This is a genomic window from Lentzea sp. NPDC006480, assembly GCF_040611995.1.
In the GTDB taxonomy this organism is placed as follows: Bacteria; Actinomycetota; Actinomycetes; order Mycobacteriales; family Pseudonocardiaceae; genus Lentzea.
Genome location: NZ_JBEXPJ010000009.1, coordinates 53,657 through 69,549 on the forward strand (window position 1 = coordinate 53,657; position 15,893 = coordinate 69,549).

17 protein-coding genes are annotated in these 15,893 nt (G+C 67.5%); 7 read left to right on the top strand and 10 right to left on the bottom strand.

Annotation, left to right across the window (positions count from 1 at the left end):
- Window positions 1–20 precede the first annotated feature (20 nt).
- On the bottom strand, window positions 21–1,028 hold the full coding sequence (locus tag ABZX92_RS06055) for a DUF4037 domain-containing protein (RefSeq protein ID WP_355554570.1): 1,008 nt from the start codon (window positions 1,026–1,028) through the stop codon (window positions 21–23).
- 42 nt (window positions 1,029–1,070) lie between these two features.
- Between ABZX92_RS06055 and ABZX92_RS06060 the strand changes: the two genes are divergently transcribed.
- Both ABZX92_RS06060 and ABZX92_RS06065 read left to right on the top strand, forming a co-directional pair.
- Window positions 1,071–1,394, top strand: a complete 324-nt coding sequence (locus ABZX92_RS06060; protein WP_355554572.1) for an MmcQ/YjbR family DNA-binding protein — start codon at window positions 1,071–1,073, stop codon at window positions 1,392–1,394.
- Between the two features lie 36 nt (window positions 1,395–1,430).
- Complete coding sequence (locus ABZX92_RS06065; protein ID WP_355554574.1) at window positions 1,431–2,264, top strand: hypothetical protein; 834 nt, start codon at window positions 1,431–1,433, stop codon at window positions 2,262–2,264.
- On the opposite strand, the gene ABZX92_RS06070 is transcribed toward ABZX92_RS06065, so the two are convergent.
- The gene (locus ABZX92_RS06070) at window positions 2,249–3,019 is read right to left on the bottom strand and encodes an IclR family transcriptional regulator (protein WP_355554576.1); all 771 of its coding nucleotides are present in this window, start codon (window positions 3,017–3,019) and stop codon (window positions 2,249–2,251) included. The two genes, ABZX92_RS06065 and ABZX92_RS06070, sit on opposite strands and share 16 nt — an antisense overlap.
- Window positions 3,020–3,139: 120 nt before the next feature.
- On the opposite strand from ABZX92_RS06070, the gene ABZX92_RS06075 reads away from it, so the two are divergent.
- The 5 genes from ABZX92_RS06075 to ABZX92_RS06095 all read left to right on the top strand — a co-directional run bounded on the left by ABZX92_RS06075 (window position 3,140) and on the right by ABZX92_RS06095 (window position 9,016).
- On the top strand, window positions 3,140–3,460 hold the full coding sequence (locus ABZX92_RS06075) for a bifunctional 3-phenylpropionate/cinnamic acid dioxygenase ferredoxin subunit (protein ID WP_045314893.1): 321 nt from the start codon (window positions 3,140–3,142) through the stop codon (window positions 3,458–3,460).
- Entirely contained in the window at window positions 3,457–4,560 is a 1,104-nt protein-coding gene (locus tag ABZX92_RS06080) for an FAD-dependent oxidoreductase (protein ID WP_355554578.1), read from the top strand. Before ABZX92_RS06075 ends, ABZX92_RS06080 begins: the two co-directional genes overlap by 4 nt.
- An 87-nt stretch (window positions 4,561–4,647) precedes the next feature.
- Window positions 4,648–6,078 carry an aldehyde dehydrogenase family protein gene (locus tag ABZX92_RS06085; protein ID WP_355554580.1) on the top strand — a complete coding sequence of 477 codons (1,431 nt, stop codon included), beginning with the start codon at window positions 4,648–4,650 and terminating at the stop codon, window positions 6,076–6,078.
- Window positions 6,075–7,553, top strand: a complete 1,479-nt coding sequence (locus tag ABZX92_RS06090; protein ID WP_355554582.1) for a GMC oxidoreductase — start codon at window positions 6,075–6,077, stop codon at window positions 7,551–7,553. The genes ABZX92_RS06085 and ABZX92_RS06090 overlap by 4 nt, the downstream gene beginning before the upstream one ends.
- Window positions 7,550–9,016, top strand: a complete 1,467-nt coding sequence (locus ABZX92_RS06095; protein WP_355554584.1) for an APC family permease — start codon at window positions 7,550–7,552, stop codon at window positions 9,014–9,016. Before ABZX92_RS06090 ends, ABZX92_RS06095 begins: the two co-directional genes overlap by 4 nt.
- Here the strand turns inward: ABZX92_RS06095 and ABZX92_RS06100 are convergent.
- From ABZX92_RS06100 to ABZX92_RS06135, 8 genes are all read right to left on the bottom strand, one after another.
- Entirely contained in the window at window positions 8,996–10,543 is a 1,548-nt protein-coding gene (locus ABZX92_RS06100; RefSeq protein WP_355554586.1) for a GAF domain-containing protein, read from the bottom strand. The two genes, ABZX92_RS06095 and ABZX92_RS06100, sit on opposite strands and share 21 nt — an antisense overlap.
- Window positions 10,540–11,838, bottom strand: a complete 1,299-nt coding sequence (locus ABZX92_RS06105; protein ID WP_355554588.1) for an MFS transporter — start codon at window positions 11,836–11,838, stop codon at window positions 10,540–10,542. Before ABZX92_RS06105 ends, ABZX92_RS06100 begins: the two co-directional genes overlap by 4 nt.
- A gap of 10 nt (window positions 11,839–11,848) precedes the next feature.
- Window positions 11,849–12,580, bottom strand: coding sequence for a 3-hydroxybutyrate dehydrogenase (locus tag ABZX92_RS06110; protein WP_355554590.1), 732 nt, complete (start codon window positions 12,578–12,580; stop codon window positions 11,849–11,851).
- A 291-nt stretch (window positions 12,581–12,871) separates the two neighbouring features.
- Window positions 12,872–13,891 carry an LCP family protein gene (locus tag ABZX92_RS06115; RefSeq protein WP_355554592.1) on the bottom strand — a complete coding sequence of 340 codons (1,020 nt, stop codon included), beginning with the start codon at window positions 13,889–13,891 and terminating at the stop codon, window positions 12,872–12,874.
- Between the two features lie 76 nt (window positions 13,892–13,967).
- On the bottom strand, window positions 13,968–14,354 hold the full coding sequence (locus ABZX92_RS06120) for a DUF3037 domain-containing protein (RefSeq protein WP_355554593.1): 387 nt from the start codon (window positions 14,352–14,354) through the stop codon (window positions 13,968–13,970).
- Complete coding sequence (locus tag ABZX92_RS06125; RefSeq protein ID WP_355554595.1) at window positions 14,338–15,105, bottom strand: HipA family kinase; 768 nt, start codon at window positions 15,103–15,105, stop codon at window positions 14,338–14,340. Before ABZX92_RS06125 ends, ABZX92_RS06120 begins: the two co-directional genes overlap by 17 nt.
- Window positions 15,106–15,115: 10 nt before the next feature.
- A complete protein-coding gene (locus ABZX92_RS06130; protein WP_355554597.1) occupies window positions 15,116–15,571 on the bottom strand; it encodes an SRPBCC family protein in 456 nt (151 codons plus the stop codon).
- Entirely contained in the window at window positions 15,568–15,870 is a 303-nt protein-coding gene (locus tag ABZX92_RS06135) for a metalloregulator ArsR/SmtB family transcription factor (protein ID WP_045314905.1), read from the bottom strand. The genes ABZX92_RS06130 and ABZX92_RS06135 overlap by 4 nt, the downstream gene beginning before the upstream one ends.
- Between the last annotated feature and the right edge of the window lie 23 nt (window positions 15,871–15,893).

A 15,893-nucleotide genomic window follows, 5' to 3' on the forward strand; every position in this document is an offset into this window, starting at 1 on the left:
ACGCTCGGTGAAACCCGACATCAGGGGAGGTTCAGCGCGTCCGCGAACCGTCCGGCGTCCAAAACCCGGTACGGCCGGTCGTGGAACGGACGCGTGCGAGGGTCGATCGGCTCGGTCAGCCCGGCGTCGTTCTGCAGACCGGCGACGATCTCGCAGGCCTCGCAGAGGTGCCGCTCCCGAGTCCGCCAGTCGGTGGCCGCCAGCACGGCGGTCAGCACCGGCACCAACCGCGGCCCACACGGCAGGCGGGCGAAGGCGGTGCCGAGCCACTTGCTGTAGGGCGGGTAGACGCGGGCGAGCAGCAGGCACAGGCGCATGAGCTCGCGGGTCAGGCGCGCGGCGATGACGGCGGAACCCAGCTCGTCACCGACGTCACCACACCGGCCGACGAACGACTCCTCCTCGCCGACAAGATGCCAGTGCCGGGCCAGCACCTGCCGCCACACGTCGTCGGGATACCAGGCCAGCTTCCGCCGCACGGCTTCGACCCCGAGCCCGTCGTGAAACACCGCCCCGCCGCTGGCCTCGGCGAACACCTGCGTGGGCGTTCCCAGCCAGTCGACCTCTCCTGCGGGGTCGAAACCGAGCAGTCCGGTCAGCCACTCCCCTGGCTCGGCGACGACGACCCCGTGCCGAACAGGCCCGTCCGCCGGCCTCATGTGCACCGTCCCGCGCTCACCGGTCGGCACCAGGTTCGTCGAGTAGCCGCAGACGGACGCGGGCAGTTCTCGCGCGAGCATCTCGCTCACCGCGGGAGCGCACGCAAGATCATCGGCGTGCAGGAACAACTGCAGCCGCGGCCCCCAGTCGTGATCGGTCGACCGGGCGGTGTCGAACCCGAGCACCTCCGAGCCGGGCCCGATCAGCGCCGCCGTGTGCACGAGTCCTGGAAAGCGCCGCTCCAGCAACGGACGGACCGCTTCGCGGTAGAAGCGGCCGGACAGCTCCAGACCGGGGATGAACTCCACACCGAGCAGCGTGGCGGAAGCAGCGCCGGGCCCGCGACCGAATTGGGGGACAGCTTCCATTCGTACAAGGCAGGTGAGTGGTCCGGCCCTCAGCATGGACCCATGCCAACCTGGGACGAAGTGGTCGCGACGGCCGAACGGCTACCGGAGGTGGAAGCGACCACCTGGTACCGGACCCCGTCGCTGAAGGTGGCCGGGAAGGGGTTCGCCCGGCTGCGGACCGAGGCCGAGGGCGGGCTCATGCTCCTGTGCGACCTGGACGAGAAGGCCGCACTGCTGGCGTGCGGCGACCCGGCTTTCTACACGACGCGGCACTACGACGGCCACGGATCGATCCTGGTCGACCTCGAGAAGGTCGATCCGGGTCAGCTGACGGAACTGATCGAGGAGGCGTGGCGGATCAGGGCCCCGGCCAGGCTCAAATGAGGAGCCCGGCGCCCTGACGTCGCGCACAATCCCCGCATGGAGTCCGCGACCCTGCACACGATGGCGCGCAGGTACCTGATGAGCCGCAACGACAAGCTGCACGCCGAGTACGCCGAGGTCCAGAAGCACACCCGGCGGATGACCGGCGCCCCCGGCAACTACGCCGACGAGGAAAAGCGGGTCTACCCCCGCTACAACGTCGTCGCCGCGATGCTGCGCGAGGTCGAGCGCCTCGACCCGGACGACCTGCCACCGCTGAGTCAGCTCGCGTCAGCCCTGGCCACCGCCGCCACGACGGCGCAGTCGGTCTTCACGACGAACCTCGGCCCGATCGAGGCCGAGGCGACCGCCGCCGAACGCGAGCTGTTCCGCCGGGCGATCAAGGGGTGGCTCGCCGCGCCGGACCCGCGGGTCGAGCCGCTGCCCTACCGCCGCGTCTTGAGCGACGAGGAAGCGCAGGGGTGGCGCCGCCGGCTCGAACAGCGGTGGGGATTCCAGCGGGACATGACCGTGTGGCACCCGATCATCGGCGAGGTGCCGGAGGGCGTCATCGCTCTGAACTCCGCCGCGGTGTGGGACGGCCCCGGCACCGAGCTGGTCCGGGCCGCACTGCGGGACATGGGGCTGCGCAGGGTGATCGAGATCAGGGAGCACGGTGACCTGGGCTCCCTGCTGGACCTCGACGCGTTCGAACCGACCTACACGGGCGCGGAGGGCATCTGGACCGACGAGACGCTCGAGTGGGTCGCCTACGCCTCGCACGAGGCGTCAGTGGCCTTCGCTGGAACGCTCGCCGACCGCCTCAGATCCTCCTGGCCGGACCTGGACGACTGGACCTGGGCTCCGTGGTGGGATCAGCCCGCGAAGTAGCCGAGCTGCGCCGAGAGGTCCCCCGCCGCCGACACCATCGCCGGCACGATCTGCTCCACCCGTTCCCGCGACAACCGGTACGACGGCCCGGAAGCACTCATCGCCGCGACGACCTCGCCCCGATGCCCGCGCACCGGCACGGCCACCGCGTGCAGCCCCAGTTCCAGCTCCTCGAAGCACGCCGCGTACCCCTGCGCCACGACCACGTCCAGTTCGGACAGGAGCTGCGAAGGGTCCACCACGGTGTTCTCGGTGTACGAGTCGAGCGGCAACGAGACGAGCCGCTTGCGCTCGGCCGGGTCGAGGTGGGCGAGCAGGATCTTGCCGGACGACGTGGCGTGCAGGGGCGTGCGCTGGCCGATCCAGTTGACCGCCGACACGGCCGCGGAGCCGCGGGCCTGGGTGATGTTGATGGCGACTCCGGCGTCGTGCACGGCGATGTTCACCGTCTCGCCGAACGAGTCCGCGAGTGTCTGGCACACGGGCTGCCCGAGCTTCGTGAGGTCCATGCGGCCGGTCGCCGCACCGGCCAACCGGACCACCCCGAAACCGATGGCGTACTTGCCTCTTTCCCCGAGCTGCTCGACCAGGCCACGCGCCTCCAGCACGGAGACGAGTCTGGACACCGTGGACTTGTGCACGCCCAGCTCACCTGCGATTTCGGTGATACCGGCCTCGCCCTGAGCCAGTAGTTCCAGCACGCTGATGGCTCGATCGACGGACTGCACCTGAGCTGCCGAGTCGGAGTTGCTCATCGCGCAACAGTAACCGGCAGGCAAAACAACCTGCTGGCCTCTTGACGGCGCGTCGTTCGAGCCGCACATTGTGTTGCGTCATTCGGAACGCGTGCCGCGTAACGCAACGGAGGCCCGACGATGATCCGCGCCTGCGCTCTCATGGACCTGCCCCCAGGAGAGGCGGTGCGCATCGTCGGTCCTCATGCCCCGATCGCGGTGTTCAACGCCGACGGGGTGCTGTACGCAGTCGACGACACCTGCACCCACCAGGACGCCTCCCTCAGCGAGGGATGGCTGGAGGGCTGCTTCGTCGAATGCCCACTGCATGCGGCGTCCTTCGACCTTCGCACGGGCGAGCCCACGTGTCTGCCCGCCAAAAGACCGGTGAAGACCTATCCCGTCTTTGTGGAGGATGGAGTGGTCTATGTCGATGCCGAGGTGAACAAGGACGTGGCGTGAGGACGATCGCGATCATCGGCGCTTCGCTCGCCGGTTTGAGGTCGGCGCAGGCACTGCGCCAGCAGGGGTTCGACGGACGGCTCGTCATCGTGGGCGACGAGATCCATCTCCCCTACGACCGGCCTCCTCTCTCGAAGGACTTCCTCCTCGGCAAGGTCGAGGCGGTGCCGCTCGCCGATCAGGAGGACCTCGACGCCCTCGACGCCGACTGGCGGCTGGGCGTCCGCGCCACCCGACTGCTCTCCCCCCAGGAGGTCGCGCTCAGCGACGGCACCACGGTCGAGGCCGACGGGTTCGTCATCGCGACCGGCGGCATTCCGCGGGCGCTCCCCAACACACACGTCCTGCGCACGCTCGACGACGCCATCAAGCTCCGCGACGCCATCAACAACGCCCAGCACGTCGGCGTCATCGGCGCGGGCTTCATCGGCGCGGAGATCGCGTCGAGTGCGCGCGCTCTGGGCAAGAACGTCACGGTCGTCGAGGCGCTGCCAGCGCCCCTCATGCGTGTACTGGGCGCCGAGATGGGCAGTGCATGTGGACAGCTGCATGACGACCACGGATCAACGTTGATCACCGGAATCAATGTTGATTCAGTCAACATTGACGGCCAGATCAACCTCGCGGATGGACGCAAGGTTGACGCCGACGTCGTCATCGCGGGCATCGGCACGCGGCCGGCGACGGACTGGCTCGCCGGCGGACCCGTCAAGGTCGACAACGGCGTCGTGTGCGACGCGGGCGGCGTCACGAACCTGAAGAACGTCGTGGCCGTCGGCGACGTCGCGAACTGCGCGGGCCATCGCGCCGAGCACTGGACGTCCGCGACCGAACAGGCGCAAATCGCCACCCGCAACTTGCTCGCGGGCGAGACGGTCGCGACGCACACCAACGGCGGTTACGTCTGGTCCGATCAGTACGGCGTGCGGATCCAGTTCATCGGACGGGCGACGAACGACGTTCGCGTCGAAGATGGGTCCATCGAGGACCGGAAGTTCGTCGCGACCTATCGAGACGCTGAGAACCCAGAAGATGTTGTCGGCATCGTGGCAATGAGCAACGCTCGACTTTTCACCCGACTGCGCAGGAATTTGAAGTAGAGACGGTCGTCACGGTTTATCCGACACCGGCGACCGGCTATACCCCAGTGTCCTACGTGGACATACGAACAGGGAGGCGTGTCGCCGGTGCGGCAGATCATCAACCCCTTCGACCGGAGTGTTCTCACCGAGATCGAAGACCAAACCCGCGAACAGGCGATCTCGGCGATCGCGAAGGCCAGAACCGCCTTCGACCACGGCGACTGGCAGCACGCGAGCCCCGAACACCGCGCCGCCGTGCTGAACCGGGTCGCGGACCTGCTGGAGCGCGACAAGGAGGACATCGCCCGCACCGAGACGCTCGACACCGGCAAAACGCTGGTCGAGAGCCGCATCGACGTGGACGACGTCGTCTCCGTGTTCCGCTACTACGGCGGCCTCGCCGGTCTGTTGCACCCGAAGATCGTCCAGGGCGCCCCGGCGGACGTGATCAGCCGCGTCGACTACGAACCCGTCGGCGTCTGCGGCCTGATCGCCCCCTGGAACTACCCGCTGCTGCAGATGTCCTGGAAGATCGCCCCGGCGCTGCTCGCGGGCAACACGCTGGTGGCCAAGCCGAGCGAGATCACGCCGCTCACCACCATCAAGCTGTTCGAGCTGCTGCAGGAAGCCGGCCTGCCCGACGGTGTCGCGAACCTCGTCCTCGGCACCGGCCCCGAAGTCGGCGCACCGCTGAGCGAACACCCCGACGTCGACCTCGTCTCGTTCACCGGCAGCCTCGCCACCGGCCAGCGGATCATGGCCAGCGCCGCCAAGACGGTGAAGAAGGTCGCGCTCGAGCTCGGCGGCAAGAACCCGAACATCGTCTTCGCGGACGCGGACATCGACACCGCCGTCGACTACGCGCTCACCGCCGCGTTCTTCCACGCCGGCCAGGTCTGCTCGTCCGGCACGAGGCTCATCGTGCACAGCAGCATCTACGACGACTTCGTCACCGAGGTGGCGCGCAGGGCCGACAAAATCAAGCTGGGCAACGGTTTCGACGAGGACACCGAGTCCGGGCCGCTCGTCAGCGCCGAGCACCGCGCCAAGGTCGAGAGCTACGTCGAGATCGCCGAGCAGGAGGGCGCGACCCTCAAAGCAGGCGGCAAGCGCCCGGACGAACCCGAGCTGCGTAACGGTTTCTTCTTCCGCCCCACGGTCTACGCGGACTGCACGCGCGACATGAAGCTGGTGCGGGACGAGACGTTCGGCCCGATCATCACCGCCGAGCGCTTCGAGACCGAGCAGGAGGCCACGTTCCTCGGCAACGACACCGAGTACGGCCTCGCGGGCGGTGTCTGGACCCAGGACCTCGACAAGGCCCAGCGCGTGGCCAAGAAGCTCCGCCACGGCACGGTCTGGATCAACGAGTTCGGCCCGTACCTGCCGCAGGCCGAGTGGGGTGGCTTCAAGCGGTCCGGCGTCGGGCGTGAGCTCGGCACCGCGGGCCTGCACGAGTACACCGAGCCCAAGCACGTCTACCAGAACCTCAAGCCGCAAGCACAGAACTGGTTCGCGCGAAAGGACGACAAGTGACCGCATATGACTACGTGATCGTCGGCGGCGGAACGGCGGGCTGTGTGCTCGCCGCGAGACTCACCGAAGACGAGAACGTCACGGTCGCGGTCATCGAGGGCGGTCCGTCCGACGTCGGCGACGAGAAGATCCTCAACCTGCGCAACTGGATCAACCTGCTCGAGACCGAGTACGACTACGACTACCCCACGGTCGAGCAGCCGCGCGGCAACTCGCACATTCGCCACAGCCGCGCCAAGGTGCTGGGCGGATGTTCCAGCCACAACACGCTGATCTGCTTCAACCCGCTGCCCCAGGACTTCGACGACTGGGGCCACGGCTGGACGTGGGACGCGCTCGGCCCGTACTACGACAAGGTCGCGCTCAACATCATCCCGGTCGAGGAGAAGGACCGGAACCCGATCGCCAAGGACTTCGTCACCGCCGCGCAAGAGGCCGTGAACGTCCCGGAGGTCAACGACTTCAACGCCAAGCCGTTCGAGGACGGCGTCGGCTTCTTCTCCATCGCCTACCACCCGGAGAAGAACAACCAGCGCTCGTCGGCGTCCACGGCGTACCTGCACCCGATCCTCGACAGCCGCAAGAACCTGACCCTGCTGCTCAACACCTGGGCCGGCAAGATCGAGTTCGACGGCAACCGCGCGATCGGCGTGCACACCGACAAGGGCTTCATCGAGGCGAACAAAGAGGTTCTGCTCTGCGCGGGCGCGATCGACACGCCCCGCCTGCTCAACCTCTCCGGTGTCGGCGACGCGGAACACCTGAGCGACATCGGCATCGAGGTCAAGCACGACCTGCCCGGCGTCGGCGAGAACCTGCTCGACCACCCCGAGTCGGTGATCGTCTGGGAGACCACGAAACCGCTGCCGGAGAACTCGGTGATGGACTCCGACGCGGGCCTGTTCATCCGCCGCGACGAGTCCGACCCGCGCCCGGACCTGATGTTCCACTTCTACCAGATTCCGTTCACCACCAACACGGAACGCCTCGGCTACCCGAAGGTGGAGCACGGGGTCTGCATGACGCCGAACATCCCGAGGCCGCACAGCAAGGGCAGGCTGTGGCTGAAGTCGAACGACCCGGCCGAGAAGCCCGCGCTGGATTTCGGGTACTTCACCAACCCCGACGGCTACGACGAGCAGACCCTGGTCGACGGCTTCAAGATCGCCCGCAAGATCGCCGAGCAGGAACCGCTGAAGTCGTGGCTCAAGCGGGAGATCGCGCCCGGCCCGGACGTCACCAGCGACGAGGCTCTGTCCGAGTACGGCCGCAAAGCCGCCCACACCGTCTACCACCCGGCCGGCACGTGCGCGATCGGGTCCGTTGTGGACGGTGACCTCAAGGTCATCGGACTCGAAGGCCTGCGCGTCGTCGACGCATCCGTGTTCCCCACCATGCCGACCGTCAACCCGATGGTCACGGTTCTCATGATTGGAGAACGAGCCGCAGATCTGATCAAGGGGGCGGCCGGATGACAGCCACACTGCCAACAGCCGAAGACAGGCTCAAGGACCTCGGCTACACGTCCGAGTTCAAGCGGGACATGAGCCCCTGGGCGAACTTCTCGCTCGGCTTCACCTACCTCTCCCCCGTCGTCAGCACGTACACGTTGTTCGGCACGGCCCTGATGCTCGGCGGCCCGCCGATGATCTGGAGCTTCGTCGTCGCGGGCGTCGGTCAGTTCCTGGTCGCGCTCGTGTTCGGCGAGCTGGTCGCGCAGTTCCCGGTCGCGGGCGGTGTCTATCCCTGGGCACGCCGCCTGTGGGGCAAGCGCTGGGCGTGGATGACCGGCTGGGTCTACATGATCGCCCTGCTGGTCACCATCGCGTCGGTCAGCTACGGCGCGGGCCCTTATCTGGCAACACTTCTCGGCTACACCGCCACGACGGGCAACACCGTGCTGTGCGCGGTCGCGATCATCGCGGTCTCCACGCTGATCAACTACGCGGGCACGAAAGTGCTGTCCTGGGCAGCGATCTTCGGGTTCGCCGCGGAGATCATCGGTGCGCTCGCGGTCGGCATCTGGTTGCTCGTCAACCACCGGCTCCACGGTCTGGGCGTCATCTTCGACAGCTTCGGCGCCGGCGGTGGAGGCAGCTACCTGCCCGCGTTCTTCGCGGCGGGCATCATCGGCCTCTACCAGTACTACGGCTTCGAGGCCTGCGGTGACACCGCGGAGGAGGTCAAGGACCCCGGCCGCGTCATCCCGAAGGCCATGCGCCGCACCATCTACATCGGCGGCGCGGCGGCGACGTTCGCGTGCCTGTCGCTGCTGCTCGCGGTGCCGGACTTCGGCAAGGTCATCGACGGCACCGACGCCGACCCGGTCACGAACGTCCTGACCACCGCGTTCGGCCCGGTCGGCTACAAGATCGTGATCGGTGTCGTGCTGATCTCGTTCCTGTCCTGCACGATGTCCCTGCAGGCGGCGGCGTCCCGGCTGACCTACTCCTACGCCCGCGACAAGATGCTGTTCGGGCACAAGGCACTCGCGAAGTTCAACCAGAAGCGGCACATCCCGCCGTACGCGCTCGCGCTGGCCGGCATCATCCCGGCGGTCATCGTGTTCGCGTCGATGCTGTCCACGAACGCGCTGGACAAGATCGTGTCGTTCGCGACGCTCGGCATCTACCTGGGCTTCCAGATGGTCGTGTTCGCGGCACTCCGGGCCCGGCTCAAGGGCTGGACGCCGTCGGGCGAGTTCACGCTCGGCCGCTGGGGCCTGATCATCAACGTGCTGGCGCTCGCGTACGGCGTCGCGGCGATGGTCAACATGGTCTGGCCGCGCACCCCGGACGCGCCCTGGTACGACAACTACGTCGTGATCCTCAGCGGCGCGCTCGTGGTCGGCATCGGACTGGTCTACATGGCCATCGCCAAACCGTTCGGCAACTCGGACGCGCCGGCGGGCGACGCGCTAACCCTGCAGGCGAAGTAGCCGCAAGGCGAGCTGCACCTCCAGCACGCGGTCCGGCGACTGCCAGTCGCCGAGCAACGACGAGACCCGGTCGAGCCGTTGCGTGACCGTGTTGACGTGGAGGTGCAGCTCGGCCTTGGCACGACTCAGGTTCGCGCCGCACCGGAAGTAGACCTCCAGCGTGTGCACCAACTCGGTGCCGCGCTCGGCGTCGTAGTCGAGCACCGGCCCGAGCACCGACCGCACGTATCCCGAGACATCTGCCCGGTCGCCCAGCAGCACGCCGACGAACCCCAGGTCGTCCAACGTCGCGGCATCCTTGTCCCGCCCCAGCTGCCGCAACGCCTTCAGACACCGGCGGGCCTCCTCATAGGCCGCCGCGATCGCCACCGGCCCGGTGACCGGCCCGCACGCCCCGACCGTCGCGTCCAGCGCCTTCGCGACCTCACGAGCGACATCGGTGGAAGTAGAAGGCAACGCCAGCACGACCTCACGGCCACGAGCACCGGCCAGTCCTCTGCAGACCGACGCGTAGTGCGTCGCGCCGGAGAGATTCCCGTCCGCCACCAGCACCACGTGCGGCTCGGTCAGCTCAACCCCGACCCGCCGAGCACGGGCCAGCAGCCCGGCCGGATCCCGCCCGTCCAGGATGTCGGTGATCAGCTCGCCGCGGACCTTGTTCTCCGCCTCGGCAACGGTTCTCCGCAACAGCAACAACAACGCCGTCACGGCAGCCGACCGTTCGAACACCCGCCGGTCCGCATCCGACAGATCGGGTCGCCCCGACAACGCGATCCCGCCCAGCAGCTCCGACCCGGCCAGCACCGCGCACACCCACACGCCGTCGAGCAGCACAGCCCGTCCGTTGGCCCGCACGGCCAGCGTGGGCACGGAATCCAGCACCTCAACAGGCCCGCCGAGCAACTCCCCCACGGCCGCCGCCACCTCGGCCGACGACCCACCACGCAGAACCAGGTCCGTCAGCCGATCGTGTGCTTCCTCAGCACGTTTCATGGCCTCGTTGTGCGACTGGATCGTGGCGAACAACGACGCCGTGTCGATCGCGATGGCCGCGTGATCAGCCAGCGACTGCAACAAAGCCACTTCCTCCGCCGGGAACTCGCGCGAGGTCCGATCAGCCGCGTACAACACACCGATGACCTTCGAGTCGAGCTTCAGCGGCACGCCCAGGATCGCCACCAGACCCTCGTCGTGCACGGCCGAGTCGATCGGGTTGGTGTGGTTGAACCGCGCGTCTCGGAAGTAGTCGGAAGTCGCGTACGGCCGGGCGGTCTGCGCCACCAGTCCGCCCAGGCCTTCGCCGAGCCCCAGCCGCACCTTCTGGAAGAGCGGCGAGAACGACCCGTCCGTCACCCTCATGTAGGTGCCGGCCGGGTCGTTCATCGACAGGTAGGACACGTCGGTGCCGAGCAGCGTCCTGGCCCGCCTCACGATCGAGCGGAGAACCGCGTCCGGGTCGCGCATGCCCGCGAGCTCGGACGCGGTCTCGAACAACGCCGCCAGTTCGGCCTCACGCCGTCGTGTCACACCCCAACCCTGTCACGTTCCTCCAGATCCGCACCACGGGTCTCCCGCGCCAGGGCGATCGCCGCCACCGTGATCACGCACGTGATCACCACGTACAGCGCGATCGGGAACGACGACTTGTACTCCTTCAGCAACGCCGTCGCGATGAGCGGCGCCAAAGCACCGGCCGCGATCGACGCCAGCTGGTAGCCGACCGACGCACCGGAGTACCGCACCCGCGTCCCGAACAGCTCCGAGAAGAACGCCGCCTGCGGCCCGTACATGGCGCCGTGCAGCACCAGGCCGACCGTCGTCGCCACCGTGATCAGCACCGGGTCCTTGGTGTCGAGCAACGCGAAGAACGCGAAGATCCACGCTCCCATGCCGACCGCGCCGATCAGGTAGATCGACCGCCGCCCGAACTTGTCCGACAGGTGACCCCACACCGGAATCGTCACCAGGTGCACGGCCGACGCGATCAGCACCGCGTTGAGGCCCACCGACTTCGACAACCCGAGCCCGGTCACCACGTACACCAGGATGAACGCCGTGATCACGTAGTACGACACGTTCTCCGCGAACCGCGCGCCCATCGCGATGAGCACCTCGCGCCAGTTGTGCTTCAGCAGCTCCAGCGCCGGTGCCTTCTCCGGCTTCGACGCCTTCTGCTGTGCCAGTTTTTCTTGGGCGGCGAGGAAGACCGGCGACTCCGAGACCGTCAGCCGAATCCACAGCCCGATCACCACGAGCACACCCGACAGCAGGAACGGAATCCGCCAGCCCCACGCGAGGAAGTCCGCGTCCGACTGCACCGCCGCCAGCACCGCGAGCACGGCCGTCGCCAACAGGTTCCCGCACGGCACACCGGCTTGCGGCCACGACGCCCAGAACCCGCGCCGAGCCGGATCACCGTGCTCCGACACGATCAGCACGGCCCCGCCCCACTCGCCGCCCAACGCAAAGCCCTGCACCAGCCGCAGAAGCGTCAGCAGCACCGGTGCCAGCACACCCACCGACGCGTACGTCGGCAGCACGCCCATGAGCATCGTCGCGCCGCCCATCAGCAGCAGCGACAACACGAGCAACTTCTTGCGCCCCAACCGGTCGCCGAAGTGCCCGAACACCAGCCCGCCCAACGGCCGCGCGAGGAAGCCGATCGCGTACGTCGTGAAAGCCAACAACGTGCCGTTCAACGGATCCGCGGTCGGGAAGAACAGCTTGTTGAACACCAGCGCGGCGGCAGACCCGTACAGAAAGAAGTCGTACCACTCGACAGTTGTTCCGATGAGCGAAGCGCCTACTACCTTTTTGATCATCGACAACTCCTCATTGAGCGGTCCAGCCGCCGTCGACGGCCAACGACGTGCCTGTGACAAAGCTGTTCTCGCACAACCACAGCACGGCGTCCGCGACCTCGGAAGGTTCGATCAGCCGCTTCACCGCACTGCGCTGCAAGAAGATCTGGGACGAGACCTCGTCCTCGGGAATGCCGTGCACACGAGCCTGGTCCGCGATCTGCTTCTCCACCAGCGGAGTCCGCACATACCCCGGCGCCACGCAGTTCGACGTGACACCGTGCGGAGCGCCTTCGAGAGCAGCGACCTTGGAGAACCCCTCAAGACCGTGCTTCGCGGCGACGTAAGCGGATTTGAAGGCGGAGGCGCGCAGCCCGTGCACGCTGGAGATGTGCACCAACCGGCCCCAGCCGCGCGAGTACATGTGCGGCAACACGTGCCGGGTCAACCGGAACGCGGCTCCGAGCATCAGTTCGAGCATCGAGGAGAACCGCGTGACCGGGAACTCGTGAATCGGTGCGACGTGCTGGACACCTGCGTTGTTGACCAGCACGTCGACCTCGGCGGGCAACGCGTCCACCGGCGAGGTCAGGTCGAGAACGTGCCCGACCCCGCCGATCTCGGACGCGATGTCCCGCACGTTCGGGTCGAGGTCGACCAGATGAACCTTGGCGCCCGCGGCGGACAGGGCGTGGGCGCAGGCCAGGCCGATGCCGCTCGCGGCTCCGGTGACCAGCGCGGTGTGACCCGTGACACTCGACATGACCGGAAACGGTAGGCGTCACAGGGCGTGATCAACATGTGGCGGGCCCACATAGTGCCTGGTCACAACGTGGCTTTAGCCAACATTTAGCGTCTCAACTGCATATGTGGCATGAAGAACGGGTACAGGGGCGTAAGCTCCCGTCACCTGAACGGGGGAAGATCAGCAAGAGGGGGCACCACCATGTCAGCGACGCCGATTTACGACGACCTCCTGCGCGAGCTCGAAGAGATCGCACAGGAGGCCGGGTTGACCAGCTCGGAGCCCACTTCCGAGCCCGTCAAGTCCTAGTTACTTCGGTGGTGCGATCAGCTCGGCGGGCACCGGCTGGTCCTTGCTGATCAGGTCGAAGAGCTGCGAAGCCTTCTCCTTGTTCCACTGCACGACCGACTGGCCACCGATGTTCGGGGTGCCGCTGATCGGCACGGTGCCGGAGGTCGCGTCACTGATGTTCAGCGCGACACCGGCCAGGTTCCACACGTGGTCGTCCTCGTTGACCGACACCGAGCCGGACGCCGCGTTCATCAGCGGCACCATGCGGAACGGGTTCACGAGCGTGGCCGGGCTCTTGACCTTCTCGAACAACGCGGACAGGAACTTCCGCTGGTTCTGCACGCGCTGCAGGTCGGAGGTCGCGAACGTGTAGCGGGTCCGCACGAACCCGAGCGCCTTCGGACCGTCGAGCTCCTGGCAGCCCGCGGGCAGGTCGATGCCGGCCATCGGGTCCTTGATCGGCTCGTCGAGGCAGATGTCGACGCCACCCACCGCGTCGACGATGTTCGAGAACCCGCCGAAGCCGATCTCCATGTAGTGGTCGATCCGCACGCCGGTGGCACCCTCGACGGTCTTCACGAGCAGCTGCGGCCCGCCGATCGCGAAGGAAGCGTTGATCTTGTTGCGGCCGTTGCCCTCGATCGCCACGTAGGAGTCGCGCGGGAGCGAGAGCAGTACCGGCTTGGCGGCGCTGTTGTCCGGCAGGTGCAGCATCATGATGGAGTCGGTGCGGCTGCCTGCCGCGTCACCGGTGGCGAGCTTGTCCTTCTCCTCCTGCGTCAGCCCGTCGCGTGCGTCGGAACCGACGAGCAGCCACGTGGTGCCCGGCGTCTCCGCGGGACGACCCTCGTAGTCGGGCAGCGCGTCGATCCGCTTCAACGTCGAGTCGACGTAGAAACCGAATCCGACCACACCCACCACCAGGACGAGCAACAGCACCAGAATGACGCGTCCGGGACGCCTCTTCTTCTTCATCGGCCGCTGCGGCGGCATGGGACGCCGCGGCTGCTGGTAGCCGTGGTGATACCCAGCGCTCATGTGTCGCCAACCCCGATCGCTTTAGATTCGCTTTGCAACTACAGGACGCGGTGCGCCCGTTCAGGTTGCGACGAACCTACCGGGGTGGCAGCACCAGCGCTTCGAAAAGCCGCGTGACCTCGGCCGACGGGTCTTCGGTGAATCCGGTGTGCGCTGGTGAGGTCTGCACGATGGTGCTGCGCGGAGCGGTGAGCCAGCGGAAGCGTTGCCCAACCGTTGTCCTGCTCACCGGGCCGGCGTCGGGTGTGCCGTCGCAGGAGTTCGTGAGGTGCTTGAGACTGTTCTCCAGCGTTTCGACGTCCAGCCGCGGGTCGAGCGCCCGCAGCCGGTCACCGTCCACATAGGTCTTCGCGCACAGGAAGTCCAGTTCGCGGCAGTAGACGATCACGCCGACGTTCATGAACTCGCCACGCTCCTGCCGCGGCACCGCCCGCAGCAGCGCGTACTCAAACACGTGCGGCACGGGCGGCCTCCAGCTCGTCGGCCCAGCCGCGGTGCGCGAGGCGGTAGGTGAAGAAGTCCTTGTACCGCTGGCGAAGTTCCGCCGGATCGCCTTCGAGCCACTCGTCCGGAATCAGTGCGAGCACCTCGTCGAGCAGCTCGGGCGTGATCTTCGCGGCCATCTCGGCGTCCACATCGGACACGGAGCCCGCGTTCGGCAGCATCGCGTGGTCGGACGCGTCCCACTTGTACGCCTTGGTGGCGGGACGGTCCTCGCTCCAGGAGTAGTGGAAGTACAGCGCGGCGCCGTGGTCGATCAGCCACGGTTCGCGGTGCCACAGCAGCATGTTCGGGTTGCGCCAGCTGCGGTCGACGTTGAGCACGAGAGCATCGAACCAGAGCAGCTTCGTCGCGAGCTCCTCGCCCGGATCCCGCACGACCGGGTTGAAGTCGAACGAGCCCGGCAGGTAGTCGAGGCCGAGGTTGAGGCCGCCACTGGCCCGCAGCAGCTCCTGGACCTCCTGGTCCGGTTCCGCGCGCGCCAGCTCCGGGTCGAGGTGCACCAGCACGATCTCGGGTATGCGGAAGCCCAGCCGCCGCGCCAGCTCGCCGACGATGATCTCGGCGACCAGCACCTTCACGCCCTGCCCGGCGCCGCGGAACTTCACCACGTACATACCCAGGTCGTCGGCCTCGACCAGCCCCGGCATCGACCCGCCCTCGCGGAACGGCGTCACATACCGGGTGGCCGTGACCTCCCTCAACGAATTCACGCAGGCATGATCACACGAAGGCGTTGGCGAAGCCGAGCAGAATTCCGCCCCAGCCGCCCTCACCGCTGACGCCGGACTCGACCCGTTCCGGCTTGGTGAAGTGCCGCTCGAAGTTGCGATGCACCAGCTCAACGCGCGTGCCGTCGCCTTCAGCGGTGAAGGTGATCTCCACTTCGGACGCCCGCGCGGGGTCCGGGTCGTAATCCCAGTCACCGTCGAGGTGCCAGGCCAGCAGCAACCGCGCCGGCGGTTCCCACGCCAACACCTCACCCCACTCGCACTCGGCGCCGTCCGTGCCGACCTCGTACCAGCGGCCGCCCTGTTTCGGCTCGACGACGACGTCCTTCAGCTCCGCCTGGCCGATGTGGTGCGCGGCCGGCCACCAGGTCACGAACTTCTCCGTGAACACCTTGAACGCGTGGTCGGCGCCCGCGTTCACGAGCACCGATCTCCGGACCTCTGTCATGTCTCCTCCACCACCGCAGCGAAGTTCGCGAGTGCCTGACCCCAGACGTCGTCGAGGTAGTCGCGCATCGCGGCCACCCCGACGTGGTCGACTGAATACCGCCGACGAGTTCCCTCGGCTTCGACGCGGACCAGCCGTGCCTCCTTGAGCACCTTGAGGTGCTGGGACACGGCCGGCCGCGACACGGGCAGCTCGGCGGCGATCTCCCCCACCGCCCGCGGTCTCGCCACGAGCAGCGTGAAGATCTCGCGGCGGGTCGGGTCGCCGAGCGCCGCGAACGCCGTTTGGTAAGTCTCCACGAACGGTAAGCTACGACTTACGC

Bases quoted from the DNA above. Each gene is read 5' to 3' on its own strand.
- ABZX92_RS06055 (WP_355554570.1), bottom strand. From the start codon at position 1,028: ATGGAAGCTGTCCCCCAATTCGGTCGCGGGCCCGGCGCTGCTTCCGCC.
- ABZX92_RS06060 (WP_355554572.1), top strand. From the start codon at position 1,071: ATGCCAACCTGGGACGAAGTGGTCGCGACGGCCGAACGGCTACCGGAG.
- ABZX92_RS06065 (WP_355554574.1), top strand. From the start codon at position 1,431: ATGGAGTCCGCGACCCTGCACACGATGGCGCGCAGGTACCTGATGAGC.
- ABZX92_RS06070 (WP_355554576.1), bottom strand. From the start codon at position 3,019: ATGAGCAACTCCGACTCGGCAGCTCAGGTGCAGTCCGTCGATCGAGCC.
- ABZX92_RS06075 (WP_045314893.1), top strand. From the start codon at position 3,140: ATGATCCGCGCCTGCGCTCTCATGGACCTGCCCCCAGGAGAGGCGGTG.
- ABZX92_RS06095 (WP_355554584.1), top strand. From the start codon at position 7,550: ATGACAGCCACACTGCCAACAGCCGAAGACAGGCTCAAGGACCTCGGC.
- ABZX92_RS06105 (WP_355554588.1), bottom strand. From the start codon at position 11,838: ATGATCAAAAAGGTAGTAGGCGCTTCGCTCATCGGAACAACTGTCGAG.
- ABZX92_RS06110 (WP_355554590.1), bottom strand. From the start codon at position 12,580: ATGTCGAGTGTCACGGGTCACACCGCGCTGGTCACCGGAGCCGCGAGC.
- ABZX92_RS06115 (WP_355554592.1), bottom strand. From the start codon at position 13,891: ATGAGCGCTGGGTATCACCACGGCTACCAGCAGCCGCGGCGTCCCATG.
- ABZX92_RS06130 (WP_355554597.1), bottom strand. From the start codon at position 15,571: ATGACAGAGGTCCGGAGATCGGTGCTCGTGAACGCGGGCGCCGACCAC.